We start from the raw sequence: 22,178 nt of genomic DNA, 5'->3' as shown, positions 1-22,178 counted from the left end.
GCAGGGCATCGCTCCGCGAGATACCTACCATTACTGAGAGGCGCCTGTCCTCGAGCGATGGCCTAGACTTCACTCATTTCACCTGGCCTCGCGTGCGAACTTTCGAGTCGGCACCGGTACTCGTCATATCACGCGCGCGCCGGCGCATCGGCGCATCAGATCAGCTTCGACACCGAACTTTTTCCGGTGTGGGCGTGCGGCGCGCCATGTGCATCATCCGCTAGAGCGACTTTCGCATACTTCAAAAACGATGGATGGGATGCCTAATGAATTCGTCCGGTGCCATTCGAGAGGAACCGCAAGCCGCTCATCGGGAAAAAGTCCTGTTCGGAATTTCAATGGACGGCGTGCTGGCTTCCGGCATCACCGAGGAGTTTTTGAAAGTCGCGTCGATTTTCAATGGGCACGGCTATCGAACGTATCTCGATCTCGGCTATGACATCAGGAGCGATAAGGGCGATTTCTTTCGGCCTTACGCGAACGAAGCCGAGGCGTTGCCTGATTGGCTCGCGTTGGCGCGCATCCGAGGTCTCGCCGAGGTGAGAGGCTACACGCAGCGTCTGGTCCGGGAAATGCTGGAGCAGATCCGCGATGGGGACGGCGAGCGAATACGCCGATGCCTCGGCGGAGCCATCGTGCCTCGGATTGCCGCATCGATCGTGGATACCTGGCGGCGTCTGGATGTTTCGGTCGTCATCGTGGAGAACGGGTCGCTGCCGGAGAATCTGCTGTTCTCCGAGGCTTTGCGTCTGGCAATCGAGCAGTACGGGCGCGAAAAGCGCAAGGGGCCGTTCGTGCTCTGGCGGGATCACGATCTGATGTGGTTCAGCGAAAGCGAGAAATACGGAGGGCCTGCGTTCGAACACATTCCGAAGCCGCCCGTCTCGAAGTACATCCGATACGCGACCCTCACGAACACCGCCAGAAAGCGGTTCAACGAGTGGGCCCCGCACATCGATGCGACCGTGTTGCCGAACTGCTTTCGGTTCGAGCAAGCCGCAATCGACGACGCCAATCGGCATTTTCGTGCGCACTACGGCATTCCCGCCGATGCGCTGCTGATCGCGCGGTGTACTCGGGTCATTCCGCAAAAAAGGCTGGATAGAGACATTTTCCTTTTGCATGCGTTGCGCGAATCGATGCGTTCGTCGGGCAGCGAGCGGTCCGTTTATCTCTTCGTGACGGGGCCGACCGGCGAACACGAAGAGGAGCATGGCCGACTGTCCCGCATGGCGATCGAGCTGGGAGTCGACGCACAGGTCATCTACGGAAACGGACTGTTGCCGTGCTCGGCGCTGTGTCGCCCGTCGAATCGCGCGTCGCGGGAGCCCCAGTATTCCGTCGGTGATCTTCTGGCGCACGCCGATCTGAGTTCGTTTCTGACCTCGTACGATTACGAAGGCTTCGGCAATCCTCCCGCCGAGGCCAGCGCCCAACAGCGCCCGTTCATCAGCAGCACGTATGAGCTGTACGACGAGGTATACGGGGAAAAGGGATTCAAGAGCCTGCTTTTGCGCACGCGGAAGGATTGGGATGGAATGCCCGACGGCGCCTATGCGCACGCCGTGCGGGAGCTTCTGCTCGACGAACGACGGCGGCAACGATGGGCTCGTTTCAACTTCGAGCTCGGCAGAAGGCACTTTTCCCTGGAGTTCTTGCGGCGCCGGCTTCGCGCATGCCTGCCCGGCGCGCTCGATAGTGCGTCATCCGAAACGATGCGTGATGCAATCAGTGCCTAGGGCCTGTTCCCGCTAATCACGGGCTTGCGAACGTGCCTTTGCGCCCGCAGGGCAAGGAGAGAGGAGGCGCAATAGCCGTCGGCTATTGCAACGACGAACGACGCCGCTATGCGGGCGCAAAGGCACGTTCCCGTGACTGAAAAAAATCCGTCGAGGGGCTGGCCGCCAGAAGGGCCGATCGCTGCGTCATGCTCCTCGCGAATACGTCGAGTATTCGCTTCGTCGCAATCCTTGCGCTCGGCCCTTCTGGCGGCCAGCGCAAGCCCGTTATTAGCGGGAACAGGCCCTAGGAGGTGCCATCGATGTCCAGCTCGCCCATCCTGATGCTAGAACGTGTGAGTCCTCGAGAGAGCCTGATGATCGTCGACGGGGATTATCCGCGGCCGCGTGCGGCGGACGTGTTGTGCCGGCCCGAGAACGATCATCTTCTTCGATACGTCGTGAGCGACCCGTTCGGCTCGCACGTGTTTCCGGGTACGAGGGCGTGCTCCCGCGAACGGTTTCTTCAAAATCTTCAGGCCGAGCTGGAGGAACGAAATCCCTATTTTTTGTGGGCGACGATTCCGCTTTGCCAATACCATTGCTACTTCTGTCAATTTCCCATCGTCATGCGCAAGCGCGATGCGGCGGCGTTTCGCGAGCAGGCTCGAAACTGGGTCGAGCTGAACATCGCCGAGGCCAGGCTGTGGCTGACGCGGGTGCCTGCGTTACGCGACGCTCCGGTTGGAGAGTTTTGCCTGTTCGGCGGAACGCCCACTCTTTTGCCCGACGATCTGCTGGCCGAGCTTCTCGATTTCTACCGGTCGAATTTCGGGTTCAACGCCGGCACCACCATTCGCATCGAGGGCAGCCCAGACAGCCTCACGAGCGACAAGCTCGCGCTTCTCCATGAAAAAGGATGCCGAAAGATCACCTACGGCATTCAGTCTTTCGACGATCGGCTGGTTGCGCTCGCCGGGCGAGAACACACGGCCGAGGAAGCCCGGGCGGTCATTCGCGACGCGTTCCGGTTGGGCTTCGAGCGGGTGGACGGCGATCTGATCTACGGATTGCTCGATCAACGTGTCGCGGGTTTCTGTCATGACGTTCGGCGCATGCTGGAACTGGGTTACAGCACGGTCGTGATGACGAAGCTGCACCTTCGCGCGTTCGGCGAAACCGGCACCGCGATCGCGGGCGTTCCCGCCAGGTGGCAGAGCCCGGCGAGCAGGGCGCGCGCATCGCGGGAGGGCCATCGCTGGCCGAGCTTGGGCGAGCAATATCAGATGCGCGAGGCGGCAGTCGCGTTGCTGGAGGACGCCGGGCTCTTCGAGTATCCGACCATGTATTTCCAGAAGCCGCAAACCGGATGCGGACGATGGAAGTCGCTCGTCCTCGATCAGGACAAGCAGTTCGCCGAAGTCGGAATCGGGTTGGGGGGCAGTTCCGCGACTCGGCGTTGCGCGGCTAACGTCGTGACGCGGCCGGGAGAGTACGTCGATGCGATCGCAAGCGGGGAATTGCCGCTCGAGCAGTCGGAAATGAGCGCGGAAGAGGAGATCGCCAGCTCGATGCGCCGCGCGCTCACCACGTGCCAGCCGCTTCGAGACGATTGGCATCGCGCGAGGTTCGCCGGCAGCTCGCTCTTCGATCAGCGCTGGAAACCGGTGTTTCAGAGCCTGGAGCAGCGAGGGCTCGCGACGATGCGACCCGCGGAGGGCACGGTCGCGCTCACCGGCGTCGGCAAGACGCTGGTCGAGGCCATCGTCAACACGGAGATTCGCTGAGCGGTTGTCCGAACACGCGATGGGGCCGCGCCCCGCCGGCCTGTTGAAGCCGCGCGCATTCGGCCGTCGAGCGACGGACGAGTCTTGCCCGGACGCGATCGAGAGAAAGCTGCGTCGCGATACCGCCAGCGTCGTCATGGCGGGCGAAGGGGGGGCCGATGCGTGGGCCCACTGTCGGGCTCGTCGAACGCGTCGGGGCCGATGGCCGCGGCGCGTTTCGATACGATGCCGAAGCAACGCCGGACGGTGGCGCCGACGCGCCCCGCGTCGACGATGACGTGCTCGCAGCCGCGCATCATGATCGCGTGTCGGCGCGGCGTCGCAGCCGGGCGGCGATATAAGGCGCGTCGAGATGGAACCCGGCTACCGTTCCCGAGGACTGCGTACGAAGTCCGTGGAAGCCCAGCCAAAAGAAGCCTTCGACCGGCGTTTCGCAGGATGCGGGCAGTCCGCGAGAATTCAGTGCCAGGCGGACCGCGTCGATCCGCAGCCAGCTCAGGTCGGTGCGCCAGCCTGTCGCCCACACGACGGCGCGGATGCCGTGCTCGCGCAGCGCCAGGCGCGCGGGAGGAGTCGATGCGAGCAGCGGGGGATAGGGCTGCCATGCCGGCTCGATGGTCGGTGGCGGATACCGTGCCCGCTCGCTCGCGTTGCGGCTTGCGATCCAGCGCTCGATGCGATCGATCAGTTCCCGGCAGCCTTGCGATGCGCATGCAACGTTGGCGTGCAGATCCTCGTCGAACGTCGCGATTGCGCCGTCCGGCGAGATGCCGTTCAGTCGCCCTAACAATTGAACGCCGAGCCGAGCCAATGAATGGTGAGAAATCGGATGATCGTGGCCGACGATGGGCATGCGGTCGTGTTGCCCGGCGGAATGCGCGAATGGGCTCGCCGGCGCGCGCAGCAGCCCGATGCGGTCCAGCCAGAACATGATGTCCTCGCCGCGGTAGCTGCGTGGGGTTCCCTCGACTCTCGACGTCGCCAGGTACACGCGGCGGCCGGCCCCGGCCAGTTCCTCGCTGAGCTGCACGCCCGTTTGTCCGCCGCCGACCACCAGAACCGAGCCGTCCCGGACGGCCGAAGGGTTCGTATATGTCCCGACGTGAAGTTGTTGCACGTCGGTGCGCAGATGCCGCGCAAAGTCGGGAATGCTCACGAGTTGATAATTGCCTGGCGCGGCGACGACGTTCAGCGCGTCGTAGCGCTGCGGGCCATCGTCGCTTTCGACGTGTATCCGGAAACGCCCGCCTTCGATCCGCTCGACCGAGCAGACCCGGCAGTGCTCGCGAATGGGAAAGCGCCGCTGTGCGATGCATGCGTCCCACATCCGTACGATCTCTTCGAGCGGGATGCTTCGCCGGGTGCCGGGAAATCCGTCGGTTTGCCCCATCAGCCGTGAATAGGCGAGCGGAGAGTTGATTCTGAACGAATCCCAGCGCGCCGAGCGCCATTGTTCGAGTGCGCGCGCCTTCTCCAGCACCACGTGTTCGCGCCTCTCGCGCTGCAGGACGTAGCTCATGCAAAGGCCCGCGTGACCGGCGCCGATCACGACGGTGTCGATGCGCTTGTCTCGTCGCGTGCTCTCCGTCGACCGTGTCATGCCGTTACAGAATCAGCATGCTGTCGCCGAACATGTCGAATTCGTATTCCCCCATCTCGAGAATCTCCGCGTAGCCGCGCATGAGGAGATCCTTGCCCGCGAAAGCCGCGGTCAGCACGATGTGGCTCGATCGCGGGCGATGCAGGTTCGTGAGCAGCCCGTCCGCGATCTTGAACTCGAATCCGGGATAGATGTAGAGCTCGGTCCATCCCGCTTGGGCGCGGAGGGCGGCGCCCGGCTCGCCATGCGCCGCGAGCGATTCCAGCGTTCGCATGGCCGTCGTGCCGATGGCTATGATGCGGCGCTTCTCCGCGCGCGCGCGGTTGATTTGCTCGGCTGCCTCGGCGCTCACTTCGAAGTACTCGGGCCTCACCTTGTGATGCTCGATCTCGTCCTCGCTGATATGGCGAACCGCGAGGATTTCCGTCGCGCCGACATGCAGCGTGACGTAAGCGAATTCCACGCCTTTTTCGGCGATTTCCTTTAGCACGTCGGCGGAGAAATGCAGGCCTGCTGAAGGAATTTCCAGCGAGCCGGGCTTCTTGGCATAGACGGAGCGGTAGGCGTCGCGCCTGGTGCTCCAGTAAGCCGGGTTCAGTTGGAGCTCGTCGTCGCAGCGCCATCCGTATCGATCGAGGACGCGAGCCAATTCCTCGGCGGGTTCGAATCGCGCCCGCCAGAGTCGGTCCGGCTGCGGAGCGAGCAGCGTGCAGGTGAGGCGGTCTTCGTCGGTGGAGGTCAGCGTGAGGCCGGCTTTCGGCGACAGGGAAGACCGGAGCTCGACGATGTTGGTTCCGTCCGGCTCGTGACCGTACACGATCACATGGGCCGATTCGTCGGCATGCTGGAACGACAACGTGTTCGACAGCATGTAGCTGTCGTTGAACACCAGGAGATCACCCGGATGAAGATGGTCGGAAATCGTCGAGAAGACCGTGTGCTCGATCGTTGCCGCCGCGCGATCGAGAACGATCATTTTGCCGCTGTCGCGACGCCTACCGCGCAATTCGGCGGGATCGTTCGGCATGGCATTCCGATCAAGGCCGAAATCAAAATCGTCGGTTTTCATCGTTTATTGTCCTTTGTAGTTCATTTTTTTGAACTGAATCCGATGAGTCGGCATGCGCGTATGCGCGGCAATCATTCTTGGTCGATGCGCGTCGTTGTATTGTCTTCGGCGCCGCAAGATGAATTGAACCATGCAGATCTAACCGAAGGAAGGCGTTGAAACAGGCCGGAGCTTTCGGTGTCTTGGTCATTTACAGACTAGGACATGCCGTATCCGTTTTCAAATAAATAGAGAAATCGAAGCGCGCTTTTATTGGGGTTTGCGTCACTCGCGAAATTGGCGTCATTCGGTTGCTTACGGCATGCCGGGACGGTCGGCGAATGCTTGCGGCCGCTCGCCGGCATGGACGCTCCGGGGCGGGGCGACGAACCGAAATGCGTGATCGGCCGGCAGTCCCCATTCGGGCTCGACAGGAACGATTTCGAGAGTGGATGAGTAATATGCTCCGAACGCCATTGCGCCGGCCGCGACGATCCTCTTCTATCGGAATCGGCGGTGGTCTGGCGTATTGGGGAAGAAGCGCATATGCCGAGTTGAATATATCGAGGCGTCGAGAATTAAGCCGTCGGCATGACGAAATATTCGAAGGGCAAGCCGTGGCGATGAGAGTTGATCGAGCAATTTCCCATGAGCGCCACGGGCTCGGCCACAGACTTTTTCCGGCGCGAATTGCGGCGGGTCTATGGGCGCATGCATCACGGAAATGAATGGCGCGCCGGGTCGGCTCGGGATTGCGCGGTCGCGCTGCCGGACCGTCGGCGTCGGCTGCCGACTGCGAGGATCACGCCGCGGTTGATTGCGGGTGCGAGCCGCGGCCCGATTCAGGACAGCAGGACATCAAGACATCGCTCGATCGATCGGCGCTGATGCGGGCGGCTTATGCATCGCGACGATTGCCGGCCGCGGCCATTTCCCCCTAGGAGCCGGCCGCGACCCTACCGTTCTCCCCGACGAGCCTCATCGGTCGACCCGCGTGCATTCGCGGCGCGCGCTTCTCTCGAGCGCGGCGCGTTTCCGCGCCCGTTCGCGCGGCTACAGCGGCATCGCGCTCGTGCACTTGATCTCGTCGAGACACACGCTCGAATGCACGCCGCTCACGCCGGGGATGCGCATCAGCGTGTCGAGCAGGAACGTCGACAAACCCTTCAGATCCGCGGCGACGACTTTCAGCACGTAGTCGATATCGCCCGTGACCGAAAAACACTCCTGAATCTGCGCGAGCTCGGAGACGAGCTTCTGGAACGTCGACAAGTCGCGAATGTGGCCTCGCTCCATCGTCACCTGGACGAACGCGGTGACGCCGAAGCCGAGCGTGTCGGCGTCGAGCCGGGTCTCGTAGCGCTTGATGGCGCCGAGTTCCTCGAGGCGCCGGTGCCGCCGCAGCGTCTGCGCGGGCGACAGCCCGACGGCCTTGGCCAGCTCCAGATTGGAGATGCGGCCGTTTTCCTGCAGGATCTCGAGCAGATGGCGATCGATGCGATCAAGAAGCGGTTCTTGCATTTTTGTTTCCTTAGTTGTCTCCCGGATGCAATTTTATCTCATAATGTAGGGTTTGCATGAAGGGCTTACGAAACCCCATTTCATCCTGCCGGCGATAAACTGAGCCCCGATTTTTGCGTGAGATCAATGAAAAATCGGTGCGCGCACGCACGGGCGGGGAGCGGTTTTCCCGCCCGACGCACGACGACGCACGCCGCGCAGGAATTCGGCATCCACAGCCCGGCCGCTCGCCGCGACATCCGCGCGCGGCCGGAAACAAGTACACGGCGCCCGGCCGGGTCCGAAGGCGCACCGCCTCCAGAAAGGGCGGATGAGACGGAGAAGACATGGTTTCAGAACAGGACAACGACGGCCTGAAGCGAGGGCTGAAGAACCGCCACATCCAGCTGATCGCGCTAGGCGGCGCGATCGGCACGGGGCTTTTTCTCGGCATTGCTCAGACGATTCAGATGGCGGGGCCGTCGGTGCTGCTCGGCTACGCGATCGCCGGTGTCGTCGCGTTCTTCATCATGCGGCAGCTGGGCGAGATGGTCGTCGACGAGCCCGTCGCCGGCTCGTTCAGCTATTTCGCGAACAAATACTGCGGGCACTTCACGGGCTTTTTGTCCGGCTGGAACTACTGGGTGCTGTACGTGCTCGTGAGCATGGCCGAGCTGTCGGCGGTCGGCATCTACGTCCAGTACTGGTGGCCGGGCGTGCCGACATGGATCTCGGCGCTCGTGTTCTTCGTCGCGATCAACGCGGTGAACCTCGCGAGCGTCAAGTCGTATGGCGAAACCGAATTCTGGTTCTCGATCATCAAGGTGGCCGCGATCGTCGGGATGATCGGCTTCGGCGGCTATCTGCTGCTGGCCGGGCACGCGGGCCAGGACGCCGGCGTCGCGAACCTGTGGCGGCACGGCGGCTTCTTCCCGAACGGCATCGGCGGCCTCGCGATGGCGATGGCGGTCATCATGTTCTCGTTCGGCGGGCTCGAGCTCGTCGGCATCACGGCCGCCGAGGCGAACGACCCGTCGCACAGCATCCCGCGCGCGACGAACCAGGTGATCTACCGCATCCTGATTTTCTACATCGGCGCGCTCGGCGTGCTGCTGTCGCTGTATCCGTGGCAGAAAGTCGTGACGGGCGGCAGCCCGTTCGTGCTGATCTTCCACGCGCTGTCGAGCGACGTCGCCGCGAACGTGCTGAACGTCGTCGTGCTGACGGCCGCGCTGTCGGTCTACAACAGCTGCGTCTATTGCAACAGCCGGATGCTGTACGGCCTCGCGCGGCAGGGCAACGCGCCGCAGGCGCTCGCGCGCGTGAACCGGCGCGGCATCCCGATCGCGGCGCTCGGCATGTCCGCGTTCGCGACCGCGCTCTGTGTGGTGATCAACTATTTCATGCCGGGCAAGGCGTTCGAGCTGTTGATGGGACTCGTCGTATCGGCGATCATCATCAACTGGGCGATGATCAGCGTGATCCACCTGCGGTTCCGTCAGGCCAAGCGCGCGGCGGGCGAGCAGACGCGCTTCAAGAGTCTCGGCTATCCGCTGACGAACTATCTCTGTCTCGCATTCATGGCGGCCATCCTCGTCGTCATGTTCCGGACGCCCGATCTGCGCCTGTCGGTCTACCTGATCCCCGTGTGGCTCGCGGTGCTCGCGATCGGCTACCGGTTCCGCCAGCGCGGCGCCGGCTATGCGCTCGGCGACGGCGTCTCGGCCCGTTGACCCCGATTTTTCTTCATCAGTCAGAAACCGCCATGTTTGAACACATCGATGCATACCCCGGCGATCCGATTCTCACGCTGAACGAGAACTTTCAGAAAGATCCGCGCACGCGCAAGGTCAATCTGAGCATCGGCATCTATTTCGACGACGACGGCCGGATTCCGGTGATGGGCGCCGTGCGCGAGGCCGAGGCCGCCGTGCAGCGCGAGTCCGGTCCGAAGCCGTATCTGCCGATGACGGGGCTCGCGTCGTATCGCGACGCGGTGCAGGCGGTCGTGTTCGGCGAGGAGAGCGCCGCGCGCGCGGCCGGATGCGTCGCGACGGTCCAGACGCTGGGCGGCTCGGGCGCGCTCAAGGTGGGCGCGGACTTCATCAAGCGCTATTTCCCGGATTCGCAGGTGTGGATCAGCGATCCGAGCTGGGAGAATCATCGGTTCATCTTCGAGCGCGCGGGCTTCACGGTCAACACGTACCCGTACTACGACGAGGCGACGGGCGGCCTGAAGTTCGACGCGATGCTGGCCGCGATCGACGCGCTGCCGAAGAAGAGCGTGGTGCTGCTGCACGCGTGCTGCCACAACCCGACGGGCGTCGATCTCGACGACGCGCAGTGGCTGAAGCTGATCGACGTGCTGCAGGCGCGCGAGTTGCTGCCGTTCGTCGACATGGCGTATCAGGGCTTCGGCGCGGGTCTCGCGGCCGACGCGTTCGCGATCCGCGAGCTCGCGCGCCGCGGCGTGCCTGCGTTCGTCGCGAACTCGTTCTCGAAGAATTTCTCGCTGTACGGCGAGCGCGTGGGCGCGCTGTCGGTGATCTGCGACGACGCGGCGGCGGCCGAGCGCGTGCTCGGCCAGCTCGCGGGCGCGGTGCGGTCGAACTACAGCAATCCGCCGACCTACGGCGCGAAGATCGTCGCGCGGGTGCTGACGACGCCCGCGCTGCGCGCGCAATGGGAGGAAGAGCTCGCGGCGATGTGCCGGCGCATCGCGAAGATGCGCAGCGCGATCCACGACGGCCTGCGCGCGCACGTGCACGGCGAGGCGCTGTCGCGCTACGTGAAGCAGCGCGGAATGTTCACGTATACGGGGCTCACTGAAGCGCAGGTCGATTGCCTGCGCGAGCAGCACGGCGTGTACGTGCTGCGCTCGGGCCGGATGTGCGTCGCCGGGCTGAACGAAGCGAACGTCGGCATCGTCGCGGAAGCGATCGGCGCCGTGATCGCGAGCGGCGTTTGACGCGGTGACGCGCGCGGGCGCGCGGGGCCGGTCGGGAAGCCGGGTTGCGGCGCGCCCGGCGTGTTTGGGGAGCGGCGCTGCGCTGCGTGCCTTCGGCCGCGCGCCGGTGCCGCATCGACAGGCGCGGGCGGCGGCGCGACGTGGCTGCCGCCTCGGTGCCGCTGTCGTGTCGCTGTCGTGTCGCCGTTTGCGTAAGACGATGAGCCGTGGGCCGGCGGCGATGGATGTGCATCGTCCGCCGGGGCTTTGCGTGAACGTGTGCGCGCCGGCCACTCTGAACGGGAGTCCAGCATGAGCATCAGCATCGTCCAACTCGGCAAGCCGCGCGCCGGCGACGAGGGCTTGCGGATCGGCACCGTGCGCCGTCCGCCGCGCGGCGTGCCGAAGGAAGAATTCGCGTCGCGCGACTATTACGACGTCTGGCTGCCGACGCTGTCGCCGAGTCCGGAGCTCGTCTCCGAAGCGCTGGCGGCGCAAACCGACGCCGAATGGAAGGCGTTCGCGCGCAAGTTCCGCGCCGAGATGAAGCATGGCGACGCGAGCAAGGTGCTCGACGTGCTCGCCGCGTTGTCGGCGACGTCGAATTTCGCGATCGGTTGCTATTGCGACAACGAGGCGCGTTGTCACCGCGGTATCCTGCGCGAGCTGCTCGCGGAGCGCGGGGCGTCGATTCGTTCGTGATCGGCGGGGTTTGGGGCGCGGGACGTTGCGCGCGAGACTCGATCGCGGCGTCATCCGCGACGCCTCTCATGCGAGGGCGCAGACTTTGCGATCGCAATCGTGGGCACTCGTCGGATACGGGGTGTCCGCTTTCACCGGACGCGGATGCATCGGCACCTGCGAAACACGCGGCGAGTGGCTGTGCAATGTGCTTTGCGAAGCGGAGCCGTACATCGATCGCCTTGCGTCCGGCGCGTCATGCGAAGGATGCGCTGATCCAATTCGCTGTCGCGACTGATGACCATGGATGCCAACGGCGCACGTGCCGACCGGCCACTCGGCGCGCATCGAGCAGGTTGCGTGGGAATGCGATGCCGGGCGGTGGGCGGACGACGACGCCACGTTTGTCGCTCGCGCTCGCGTAGCTTGCGACGTGCTTCTCGATTTCGCCCGGCACGGCTGCCCTCATCCGGTTTGACTCCATTCGATTCCGGCAATGCGGCACGATTCGCTGCCCTTGGCGTTGCCGACTTTCGGCCGAACTGCAGTCGGCCAGCGGTTCCGCCTCAGTAGGTTTGCTTGAACCCTTGACTCCAAGCTCCCTGGCTGCTGATCGAGTCGGGCTCGTTGGCTCGTTGCCTGGCGCGCGGCCTCACGATCATGGTCAACCGGCGGCGAGCGGTATCGCCCGGATGCGCGACCCGCTGCGGAATCGGGACGCGACGTTGGCGCCGAGGCCGTCGGCAATTGAGCGCCAAGGCTTGCCGGGAAGGCCCGCGATGACGAACCTGATTGGCCTGATCGGTGCGCAACCGGCCGGTTGCCTCTTGCCCGTATGTGGCCGGAGTTCGGAGCAGGTCGTCGCGCGCTTCGGCTTGCGTGCAACGCGCGTCGATTTCCAGGCCGCAGACGGCAGCCGTATCGTTCGCGACGGCTCTGATGCGTTCGGCGACGCATTCGGTAAGTTGCTCGAGGCGCGCTTGAGCGTTCGTTGATCGCGGGTCGGTCAGCCCGGCTTCTTCGGCCGCGAACCGTTAAAGCGTTTGCTGCGGATGCGTCTTGCCGGACGCTCGGCGCCACCCGGCGCTCGAATGGCGGCGGACGTACGTGCCGATCTGCCCTTTGACGGGCCGTCGGCCGCGCGCTCCGTCCTATTCGCAGCGGCCGATCAGGTTCGGATATCGCGACGGTGCGCGACTTTTCCTTTCGACCATTGCACTCGACTCCGTCGATAGCCGGCCTGGCATCCCCACGCTCGCAGCAGGCTTTGTCCATGCGCTTCCTCCTCCCGGCTGCCTTGCCGCCGGATGTCGGCGCGCGCGGTCGCCTTCACGTTCTCGGCGGTTTCACTCAATGAACCGCGATATTCCGGGAGCAATGTTCCGGAAGCAACGGCGGTGCAGCCGAATTCATTCGGAACATCAATATCATTCGCGAGATATCCGGGTTTCAGGAAGTTCATAAATGCGTATCGATTTAAAGAAGTATTTGTTGTGCGGTAATTGCATGATGTACTTAATACGGAAAATATCAAAAGCAATGCTTGCAACGTGATTTCAATTCCTTTAGATTTGGTTGACTGCTAATTCAATTGGATAAGAACTAAGAACTATGAACTGCCGATGTGCATTATTGGAGGGGTGGGGGTACTAGTTCTCGACGAGAAATAAACGATCTTCAACCAGGGAAAATGGAGTTCACATGAATCTTTTGGATGTGGAAGTGCATGCGACATCTCATGATCTGGATCAAGATTTTCCAACGGACCTTAAAGTTTCGGCCGGCGGACATGAAATAGACGTTGATGACGGAAGTACCGCTTACGGCTATGTCCAAGAGGGAATGCTGACGATTTATCATCCCTGTTTCACGCAGGATTTGACGTCCGGCATGTTCTTTTCAGTGCCGGGCCCCGCGCGCCTCAGTCCGTTTATCGGCATGGCGTGCATCCGGAACGAGTATCAGGGCGTCAACATGTCCGGCGGCCCGGTCGAAATTCTGGGCCGGCTCAAATATATCGACGGATGCTCGGACAGCTTGCTTGTCGCGCCGGTCATCAAAGGCGATCCCTGCCTCAACTATCTGTATGTCCCGCCTCATCTCGATCAGACGGCGCATACCCATCCATCCGTACGGATCGGCGTTGTGATCGATGGTTGCGGCTATTGTTTGTCCAAGGACGAGAGGCACGAGCTAACCGCCGGCAAGATATTCATTTTGCCGCGTGACGAGGTTCATAGCTTCCATACCGAAGAGGATTGTCTGAGAATCGTCGTATATCACCCGGATTCCGATTTCGGACCTACTCACGAAACTCACCCGATGATAAATCGAACGTTGGTGAATGGAGAATCCCTGGCAGGGGAAAACCAATATCGAACCCGCAAGATTCAAAGACTCGTCACCGAATAAGATCGCCATCCCATGCAGAGCGATGTTCGTCCCGGATCTTTATCCGTCCAAGTCACTCATGACGCGTTGACTGGTGAATTACCCTCAATACCTTCCTGGCTGAATGACATTCGGCAGGAGTCGTCCCAATTGCCTTGGTCCGAGGGGAAAATCGCCGGTTCGACCAAACTCAGTCTGGGTGAATTCACACGAAGGCTCAAACAGGCCGAGATTTGCGATAGCGACATAATCGCAGTGCCCGGCGCCGTCGTTGTTCTTCCATGGGGCGTCGAGTTGTGCGAGCGGTTCGCGCAACTCGTTCGGGGTATTTATGGAGAGCTGGAACTTCAGGAATACGCGTACCCGCAAGTGGTTCCCGAGAGTTGCTTCAGCCCCATGGCCGACCTGCTGGATCTGCGGCGTTGCTTGCTGCGCGTCGGAACCGAACAGGACTCGAAGGAGGGCCGAACGCGCGGCGTCCTGACACCGACCGGGGAGCAAGTGATCGCGAATCATTGGCGGCATATGGTTAGCCGATTCGATACGTTGCCGATTCGGCTATACCAGCGCGCACGTTACTTCCGGCCAATCAGCTCCGCGGATCGAAGCGGCAAGGGGGTATTTTCGGCGCTCGAGGCGCCTGACGTATTCGAGTTTCACTGTTGTCATGCGACTGAAGCGGCCGCGTCGGACGACATTCGGAGGCTGGCCCGAGGCCTGCTGGAAATGAGCGATGCGCTGCCGCTTCCCCAGTTCATCGGCGTTCGCCCTCCATGGGGCAATCGCAACGATTTGTATGAATGGGGTGTCGGCGGCGACACGCCATTGCTCAGCGGCGAATGCGTGCAAACGTCCGCCGTGTATTGCCAAGGGCAAAGGATATCGCGCCGCTACGATATCGGCTTCGGCAAGAACGAGCAGCGCCGGCATGCGTGGCAGGTCGACGGGTTCGTCAGCCGACGCATGATGTATGCGCAGCTTGGCTTGTCCACGCTTGCCGATGGATCGTTGATCGTTCATCCGAATCTGGCTCCGATCCAGATCGCGGTATTGGCTCGGAGTCAATTCGAGGACGAACGTCAAGCGCTGCGATCGACATTCGACGAAATCAAATCCCGCGGGCTTCGCGCGACGATCGATTTCGTGGCCGACGCACAGGTGATGAAAGCGCGCATCAAGCAGTTGCGCGCTCGGGGGGTACCGCTGCTGCTGCTTTACTTTGGCCGACGCCACGTGCAGGACGCCGCCCGAATCCGACTATGCCGGCCGGACAACGAGCAGGAGCTGGCGATCGACGAAAACGACGATCTCCCCGAAGTGCTCTCGAAGGCGCTGGCCGACGTCGAAGCATCGGTGAATCGGCTCGTCCATTCCCAAGTGCGTTCACTGGTCTCTTTCGCGCAAACCGAGGCGCAAGCCAAGGAGATGCTGGCTGCGCGCAAGTGCGTGATCGCTCCGATTGCGCCCACCCGAGCGAATGTCGAGGCAGTCGCGAACTGGCGCATGGGAGAACTGTGCAGCTTCGCGGCCGCGGAAGACGTTGCGCCCTGCATTTTTTCAGGCAGGCCGACTCGCGCTCGCGCACTTCTGTCGCGCCGCATCTGACATCCAACTTCACGAAATTCATGGCTGAAAGGAGAAGACAATGACTGTCAACACCGTCGATCAATTGGAGTTGATCGTGGGGCCGGTTCGCTTGCCGCTGAAGATCGAGGATTCCGTTCATTATTTCTCGCTGCATTACTTCGAATTTCAGGGGAAGCGTTGGGCGAGCGCCGCGCTCAACGATCTGTCCGAACTGGATGCCGTCCCGCTTCGCATCGAGTCCGCCTGTTTTTTTGGCCACGTGATGCATTCGCAGCAATGCGACTGCGGCTTCCAACTCGACGAGGCTTTTCGCCGCATCGTGCAGCGCAACGGGGGACTCGTCATCTACGGCATCGATCAGGATGCGCGAGGGCTGGGCATAGAAAAGCACTTCAGAATTTACGACTACCGGCAGAACCATCATCTGGACACCGACGAAGTCTATAAACGCTTTCATGCGCCTTTGGACAGCCGGTCTTACGAAGCGGTTGCGGCAATCCTCCGCTTTCTGGACGTGGAGAAGATCCTGCTGATGTCCAACAACCGCGCTCGGCTTGCCTTTCTTCGCGCTGAGGGATTTCAAGTCGAGCGGGATCAGATCGAGGCGCCGCTCACGCGATACAACATGGCCACCATGATGCTCGAAAAGGAGGATCTCGCGTATCAGTGGAGCTTCAAGACGCACAGCGAGTGGCTGCGCCCATTGCAAGACAAGGTGGATGGTCATCCCGACTCATTCGCGGCCTGCATCGTCAAGGACAATCAGGCCGTCGTGGCCGAGTGGCAAGGAGCGGACTGGAACGTGGCGCTCAACCTGCTAGCGACGCACGAAGGCGGCGAGGATGGAAATCTCGTCATTTACCTGAGCGATTTGCCGCGGCTGGACGAATTGGCGCTTTATGCCTCCACCGGCGCGCGTTTCGTGGTCGTTCCGTTTGCCGTCATTCCGGATTATCTGCTGAGCGAGGCTCAGCGGCAGGGCCTCAAGCTGCAAGACTGGGAAAGAAACAATCAATATCGCACGGCCCGCCCGCAATGGCGGCTGACTGAACACGGGCGCGACGCGCACGTATATCAGCGTGGCGACGAGCGTCGCGTCTATCGCGCGGGCGACGCCGCCGCCGATTGAGCCAGCCGATGCCCAGTCCGGCTCTTTCCCTGTCGCGCCAGGATGCGCTTGCCGTCATGTTGGACGATGCGTCAGCCTGCCTGATGGTGGACAGCTTCAACGGCGCGCCGGCGAACATGCGGCCATATCGCTTTTTCAACCCGTTCCTGTGTTGGCCCGAGCCCGCTATTCCGGTGCCGGGCCAGCCGGGGCGGCTGGCCCGTTCCGTCGAGTCGATATGGCAAGGATTGAAGCTCGTCGATGGCCGGACGGAATTCGATCAGTTCTCGTCGACCCCGCGCAAACGTCCGACTGACGCCGAACGGCGCGTGCTTGCCGGCTACCGCTACCAGGACAGCTGCTTTGCCTATGGCGACCGAAGGCTCGATCTGCTGGCGGCGCGCTTCCTGATCTACCTGCCGAGCTACTTGTTCGTGCTGGACAAGCTCGCGCCGGAAACGCTGTTGCGAGCGTTGCGCGATCACATCGACCATGTCGGGCCGGTATTGTTCTATGACTGGGATGCCAACCAGGACATCACGGATACGTCCGCGTCGTTCAGTCACTCGGCCATTCTCGCGTCGTGGTTCAACGGCTCATTGGAAGAACAGTACTTCTTCGCGGCGCGGCAATGCCTGTCGAGATCCGATTGGCGGATCTTCGAAGCCGGAGTGGATGCGTTGCTCGGACGCTATCGCGACTTCAATCGAGATCAATCATGACATTGAATCCGAATTTGGCTCGTAATCTGTATTGGCGATGTGAAAAATTTCAAGGGCGATCGGATGTCGCCCATCGTCTGCGCTGGCTCGAGGAGACCCAGTATCTGTCGCCGAGGGATTGCCGCGAGCTTCAGATGAAGAAGCTGCACGCGCTGTTGACTCATGCTTACGAGAGCGTGCCTTACTACACGCGCATCTTCCGAGAGCGCAGCCTCGTGCCCGACGATTTCGGTTCGCTCGCCGATTTACGGAAATTACCGCTGCTGACTCGCCAGGCGCTCATCACCCATCAGGACGATCTGATTTCGAGTCGCGCCGATCGCGGCAGCCTGCAGGTCAACTACAGCAGCGGCTCGACCGGCAGGCGCGCGCGTTTCGTGCAGGACCGCAACTTTCGATTGTGGATGAGGGCCCATCAGCTACGCACCTATCAGTGGTGCGCGAACTGGAAAATCGGCGAGCCTTTCGCGCTCCTATGGGGGTCCTCGATTTACTGGGATTTGAAGAGCGTGTCCGACCGATTGAGGAACGTATTGAGCAATCGCCGCGAGTTCAACACGTTCCGCCTGTCGCCGGACCTGATCGCTCAATTCACGCGCAGCCTCGCGCGCTTCAATCCGGTGTTGATCAGCACCTATACCAACGCGATGCACCTCATCGCTCGGCAAGCCGAGCGGGAATCTCTGGCCGTTCCGGCATTGAGGGCGATTCAGGGCACCTCGGAGCCGCTTCCTCCCATCGTTCGCGAACGGCTGAAGAGAATTTTTGGATGCGAGATCTACGACAAGTACGGTTCACGCGAATCCAATATCGTCTCGCACGAAAGTCCGAGACATGACGGGATGCTCATCCAGGTGGAAAACGTCGCGGAGGAGTTCATTCGCGACGATGGTGCAGCCTGCGCGCCGGGCGAAGTCGGGCGAGTCGTGTTGACCACGCTGAACAATTTCGCGATGCCGCTGATCCGATATGAAACCAGCGATCTCGCGTCGCCCGTGTCCGGCCACTGCGCATCCGGCATGGGATTGCCTCGCATGAGCCACGTGGCGGGCCGGCAGCAGGATCTGATCGTCACGCCGGACGGCGCCTATGTCGATGCGTATTTCTTCTCGTTCCTCATCATGAGCTTCGAGGAGATCGAGTGGTTTCAGGTGGTGCAAGAGGTCGCCGATCAACTGCGAATCCGGCTGCTCGCGCCAGCGGGCATCACCCGCGAGCGGCGCGACGCCATCGTCGAGCGCATTCATCATCACACGGGCTATCCGTTTCGCATCGAATTCGAACAGCTGGACCGAATGCCTGAGTCGCCTACCGGGAAATTTCGCCTATGCGTGTCGGCGTTGAGCGATGTCGGAACGAGCCAGACCGTCTTCTCATGAGCGCCGCCGTCATCTCCGTCGCCGGCATGCGCGAATTGGCGCAACGCGCGCTCATCCGGCATCGCGTATCGAGCGAGCTGAGCGCGCAGGTCGTCGCCGATTTGCTGGAAAACGAATTGGTCGGCTATCCGTCGCATGGATTGCTTCGACTGGTCGACTACGTCGACGACATTCGCGCCAACCGATTGGACCCCGCCGCGCGCCCCCGGATTGTTCGATGTGACGCCAATGTCGCCATCGTCGACGGGCATCGCGCATTCGGCGTTCTGGTGCGTCGAGCGATCGTCGACGCGCTGCGGCAGCAGGCATGTGACCATGCGGTGGCCGTGGTTTGCCTTCGTGAAGCGCCCCATCTGGGCCGCTTGGCGGCAATTGGCCGAGCGCTCGCCGGTGCGAGCGAGCATCCGCTTGCCGTCATGGGGTTCTGCAATTTCCGGGGGCGGGGCCTGAGAGTCGCCGCTCCCGGCGGCAAGCTGGCGCGGCTTTGCACCAATCCATTGCTGTTGGCTTTTCCTTCCGACGATGCGGACCCCATCGTGTTGGACATGAGCACGTCCGCCGTGTCGGAAGGTTACATCCGGCGCTCGGCGTTGGAAGGCCGGCCGCTGCCGCCGGGCTGCCTCACGAACGCGGAAGGCCAATCGGAACTCGACCCGTCCACGCTTTATGCGACTCCGCCGCAGGCCACGATGGAGCCGCTCGGCGGGAAATTGGCGGGCCACAAAGGTTACGCGCTGGCCGTCGCGATGGAGATGTTCGCGGGCGCGTTGGCGGGCGCCGACCATGTCGCCCAGCCGGGCGAGCCGGGAAATGGCGGCATGTTCATCGCAATCGACCCCGCACGCCTTCCTCCCGGCCTCGCCGCGGCTCGATCCGCCGCCTCGGCCATTGCCGCGCATTGCCGGGAAACGGGCCTGTCCGGCCAGCCGGCGAGAATGGCGGGAGAGGGCGCGAATCAGCGGAGCCGGGTTGCCGCCGCGCAGACGGTTCTCACACTACCCACGACCACGTTGGCGGCCATCGAAGCGTTGGCCGGCCACGCAATTCAAGGAGGCGATCATGTCGAATGACGCTCGGCATCACCCGTTGCTGTTGCTTCGCAATCCGAACAAGGAGAAATTGCGAGCCGGCGAAGTCAGCCTGGGCCTGTTCCTCGTGTCCGCGAATGCGTTGATCGCCGAGTGCTGCGCGACCCGCGGCTTGCCGTGGCTCCTCGTCGACATGGAGGCGTCGCCGGCCGACCGCAAGGATCTGGTTCATGTGTTGCAGGCGCTGAACGGCTCCGGTACGACAGGCATGGTTCGCGTCGCACGCAACGACAGGCAACTGATCGAGGCCGCGCTGGACAGTGGTGCGCTGGGGTTGATGGTGCCCAAGGTCGATTCGGCCGCGGCGGCCAGGGCGATCGTGGACAGCGCGTATTACCCGCCGAAGGGCCGGCGCGGCGTCAATCCCATTCGTTGCTCCGGGTATTTTCGCAACTTGCCCGGCTATTTCGCCACCGCCAACGATTCGCTTCTGATAATCGCGCAAATTGAAACCGCAGAGGCGGTCGAGGCGGCCGACGATATTGCGGCGGTGGACGGCATCGACGTGTTGTTCGTCGGCTGCGGCGACCTTGCCTGCGATCTGGGGCAACCCGGCCAGGTTACGGGGCCACGCATGGACGAAGCCATCGCGCGGACATTGGATGCGTGCCGGCGACATGGAAAGATCCCCGGAATCTTTGCCTACAGCCTCGATCTGGCGCGGCATTATGCGAGCCAGGGCTTCCGCTTCATCGCGTTCGGCAATGATCTCAAACTGTTGGCGCAATCGCTGGAGCAGCAGATGAGCGCGCTGGAGGACATCGCGGCGTCGCGCGACCCGGTGCTCGCCATCCCCGGCGACTGAACGGTTGCCTCTCGGCGAGGCGCGTGGCGCGAGGTGCCCGCAGCGTGTCTTTCCGCTCGATCGCCGAGAGATCTTTTACTTCGTACTGCGTATCCGGCGCGCGGGTTGCCGTCTTCGTTCTCCGGATTTTCGTCCATTCGTGCGCATCGCTTCACGACGCCGGCCGACGTGCGTCCAACGGGGTCCCATGTCCCAGACAAACCATCGTTTCTTGCCCTCCGACATTCTCGAAAAGCGGCGCTGGATGGCGCTCTATGTCCTGTGTTCAGGCGTGTTGATGATCGTGCTCGACACCACTGTCGTCAATATCGCACTTCCGGCGATCAAGGCCGATCTCGAATTCTCGGACGCCTCTCTCGTATGGGTCGTCAATGCATACACGTTGACGTTCGGCGGCTGCATGCTGCTGAGCGGCCGGCTCGGAGACTTGTACGGACATCGCAAGATGTTTCTCGTCGGGCTGACGCTATTTACGGCCGCCTCGGTCGCCTGTGGCGTCGCGCAATCGCGCGAATTGCTGATCGTCGCACGTGCGGCCCAGGGGATCGGCGGAGCTGCCGTCGGGGCGACGGCGTTGTCGCTCATCATGTTCCTGTTCAGAGAAGGCGTGGACCGCGCGAAGGCGATGGGCGTGTACGGGTTCGTCTGTGCGTTTGGCGGAGCCTTGGGCATGCTGGTCGGCGGAATCCTGACCAGCGTGCTTGGCTGGCGGTGGATCTTTCTCATCAATCTTCCGCTCGGCGCGATCGTGTGCGTATTGAGCATCAGGCTGTTGCCGGCGTGCGATGCCGTCCCGAACTCGCGGCGGATCAAGCTGGACTGCGCGGGAGCGATCACGATCACCGCTTCGTTGATGGCGGCGGTGTACGGTTTCGTGAAGGCGGGCAACGGCGCCGGGTGGGCATCGACCGAGACGCTCGCGAGCATCGCGATTGCGGTTGTCCTCTTTTCGCTGTTCGTCTACGGCGAAACGCATGTCGACCACCCGTTGATCCCATTGGCAATGATCGCGAAGCGCAACATAGCGGTGGCGAATGTCGTTCGTGCGATATGGTCCGGAGCAGTTTTCGCGTGGTTCTTTCTCACCGCGCTCTACATGGAGCGCGCGCTCGGCTACGATCCGCTCGAGATCGGCCTTGCGTTCCTTCCGGTAGATCTCGTCATGGGCGTGTTCGCTCTCGGTCTATCCGCGAGAATCGTGATCCGGCTCGGCGCGCGCGAGCCGATCACGATCGGGCTGTTGCTCATCGCGGCCGGCCTCGTGCATTTCGCGCATATTCCGGTTCATGGCGATTACGTGAAAGACGTGCTGCCCGGCATGCTGCTCATCGGCATGGGCGCAGGCGTGGCGGCCAACCCGATTCTTCTGGCTGCGATGACGGATGTCGACCCCGCTGAACTCGGCGTCGCATCGGGGGTGATCAACACCACGTTCATGCTGGGGGGCGCGATGGGGCTGGCCGTTCTTGCGAGCGTCGCCGCGACTCGCGCGAACGCGCATGCCGGGCACATCGAGTACGCGGCTGCGGCTACGGCGCTCAATGATGGCTACCGCCTGGCGCTGCTGATAGGCGCAACGGTTGTCGCGCTCGCCGCGCTGATCAGCCGGCTGCTGGAGCGTCGCGCGATATTCGCCGAAGAGCGTCGAGCGGGCTAGCGGACACATCGCCGGGGACGCGATGTTGTCGACCTGCGGTGCAGCGATGTACCGGTGAGAGGCTCTGCGAATCAGCGTTCGGCGCAACGGCTGCCAAGCATTTGGCCGCACCGCGCGCCGCGGGCGATCGTCTCGGGTCGGAGGTGACGGCGCGGCGGGA

At 62.5% G+C, this 22,178-nt stretch carries 18 protein-coding genes; 14 read left to right on the top strand and 4 right to left on the bottom strand.

Annotated elements, in window-relative coordinates; all coding sequences use genetic code 11:
• Positions 1-266: 266 nt before the first annotated feature.
• Positions 267-1,739, top strand: a complete 1,473-nt coding sequence (locus tag WT60_RS28625) for a hypothetical protein (protein ID WP_226377310.1) — start codon at positions 267-269, stop codon at positions 1,737-1,739.
• 302 nt (positions 1,740-2,041) lie between these two features.
• On the top strand, positions 2,042-3,505 hold the full coding sequence (locus WT60_RS28620; RefSeq protein WP_231753805.1) for a radical SAM protein: 1,464 nt from the start codon (positions 2,042-2,044) through the stop codon (positions 3,503-3,505).
• 295 nt (positions 3,506-3,800) lie between these two features.
• On the opposite strand, the gene WT60_RS28615 is transcribed toward WT60_RS28620, so the two are convergent.
• The 3 genes from WT60_RS28615 to WT60_RS28605 all read right to left on the bottom strand — a co-directional run bounded on the left by WT60_RS28615 (position 3,801) and on the right by WT60_RS28605 (position 7,674).
• Positions 3,801-5,105, bottom strand: coding sequence for an NAD(P)/FAD-dependent oxidoreductase (locus WT60_RS28615; RefSeq protein WP_060356602.1), 1,305 nt, complete (start codon positions 5,103-5,105; stop codon positions 3,801-3,803).
• Positions 5,106-5,109: 4 nt separating this feature from the next.
• Complete coding sequence (locus WT60_RS28610; RefSeq protein WP_060356601.1) at positions 5,110-6,174, bottom strand: S-adenosylmethionine:tRNA ribosyltransferase-isomerase; 1,065 nt, start codon at positions 6,172-6,174, stop codon at positions 5,110-5,112.
• A gap of 1,032 nt (positions 6,175-7,206) precedes the next feature.
• Positions 7,207-7,674, bottom strand: a complete 468-nt coding sequence (locus WT60_RS28605; RefSeq protein WP_038743926.1) for an Lrp/AsnC family transcriptional regulator — start codon at positions 7,672-7,674, stop codon at positions 7,207-7,209.
• Positions 7,675-8,000: 326 nt separating this feature from the next.
• On the opposite strand from WT60_RS28605, the gene WT60_RS28600 reads away from it, so the two are divergent.
• The 4 genes from WT60_RS28600 to WT60_RS28585 all read left to right on the top strand — a co-directional run bounded on the left by WT60_RS28600 (position 8,001) and on the right by WT60_RS28585 (position 12,276).
• Entirely contained in the window at positions 8,001-9,386 is a 1,386-nt protein-coding gene (locus WT60_RS28600) for an amino acid permease (protein ID WP_060356600.1), read from the top strand.
• A gap of 32 nt (positions 9,387-9,418) precedes the next feature.
• Entirely contained in the window at positions 9,419-10,621 is a 1,203-nt protein-coding gene (locus WT60_RS28595; RefSeq protein WP_038743930.1) for an amino acid aminotransferase, read from the top strand.
• Positions 10,622-10,912: 291 nt separating this feature from the next.
• Positions 10,913-11,302 carry a DUF488 family protein gene (locus WT60_RS28590; protein ID WP_038743932.1) on the top strand — a complete coding sequence of 130 codons (390 nt, stop codon included), beginning with the start codon at positions 10,913-10,915 and terminating at the stop codon, positions 11,300-11,302.
• Positions 11,303-12,060: 758 nt separating this feature from the next.
• Entirely contained in the window at positions 12,061-12,276 is a 216-nt protein-coding gene (locus WT60_RS28585; protein ID WP_145986896.1) for a hypothetical protein, read from the top strand.
• A 173-nt stretch (positions 12,277-12,449) separates the two neighbouring features.
• On the opposite strand, the gene WT60_RS34045 is transcribed toward WT60_RS28585, so the two are convergent.
• Positions 12,450-12,743: a hypothetical protein gene (locus tag WT60_RS34045; protein WP_145986895.1), complete on the bottom strand. Its 294-nt coding sequence runs from the start codon at positions 12,741-12,743 to the stop codon at positions 12,450-12,452.
• Positions 12,744-12,982: 239 nt separating this feature from the next.
• Between WT60_RS34045 and WT60_RS28580 the strand changes: the two genes are divergently transcribed.
• The 8 genes from WT60_RS28580 (at position 12,983) to WT60_RS28545 (ending at position 22,018) form a co-directional block, all read left to right on the top strand.
• On the top strand, positions 12,983-13,693 hold the full coding sequence (locus tag WT60_RS28580) for an AraC family ligand binding domain-containing protein (protein WP_082759486.1): 711 nt from the start codon (positions 12,983-12,985) through the stop codon (positions 13,691-13,693).
• Positions 13,694-13,705: 12 nt separating this feature from the next.
• A complete protein-coding gene (locus WT60_RS28575) occupies positions 13,706-15,277 on the top strand; it encodes a hypothetical protein (RefSeq protein WP_186448623.1) in 1,572 nt (523 codons plus the stop codon).
• A 40-nt stretch (positions 15,278-15,317) separates the two neighbouring features.
• On the top strand, positions 15,318-16,388 hold the full coding sequence (locus WT60_RS28570) for a hypothetical protein (protein WP_052144987.1): 1,071 nt from the start codon (positions 15,318-15,320) through the stop codon (positions 16,386-16,388).
• 8 nt (positions 16,389-16,396) lie between these two features.
• Positions 16,397-17,089, top strand: coding sequence for a hypothetical protein (locus WT60_RS28565; RefSeq protein ID WP_145986894.1), 693 nt, complete (start codon positions 16,397-16,399; stop codon positions 17,087-17,089).
• Positions 17,086-18,468 (top strand): AMP-binding protein, encoded by a 1,383-nt coding sequence (locus WT60_RS28560; protein WP_161788628.1) that lies wholly within the window; start codon positions 17,086-17,088, stop codon positions 18,466-18,468. The genes WT60_RS28565 and WT60_RS28560 overlap by 4 nt, the downstream gene beginning before the upstream one ends.
• Positions 18,465-19,538 (top strand): Ldh family oxidoreductase, encoded by a 1,074-nt coding sequence (locus tag WT60_RS28555; protein WP_052144988.1) that lies wholly within the window; start codon positions 18,465-18,467, stop codon positions 19,536-19,538. Before WT60_RS28560 ends, WT60_RS28555 begins: the two co-directional genes overlap by 4 nt.
• Positions 19,528-20,361 carry an aldolase/citrate lyase family protein gene (locus WT60_RS28550; RefSeq protein WP_052144989.1) on the top strand — a complete coding sequence of 278 codons (834 nt, stop codon included), beginning with the start codon at positions 19,528-19,530 and terminating at the stop codon, positions 20,359-20,361. The genes WT60_RS28555 and WT60_RS28550 overlap by 11 nt, the downstream gene beginning before the upstream one ends.
• Before the next feature lie 211 nt (positions 20,362-20,572).
• Positions 20,573-22,018, top strand: coding sequence for an MFS transporter (locus tag WT60_RS28545; protein WP_186448666.1), 1,446 nt, complete (start codon positions 20,573-20,575; stop codon positions 22,016-22,018).
• Positions 22,019-22,178: the final 160 nt, after the last annotated feature.

Origin of the sequence: Burkholderia sp. MSMB617WGS, assembly GCF_001532025.2 — a bacterium.
In the GTDB taxonomy this organism is placed as follows: Bacteria; Pseudomonadota; Gammaproteobacteria; order Burkholderiales; family Burkholderiaceae; genus Burkholderia; species Burkholderia savannae.
This window is presented reverse-complemented; position numbering and strand designations above follow the sequence as displayed.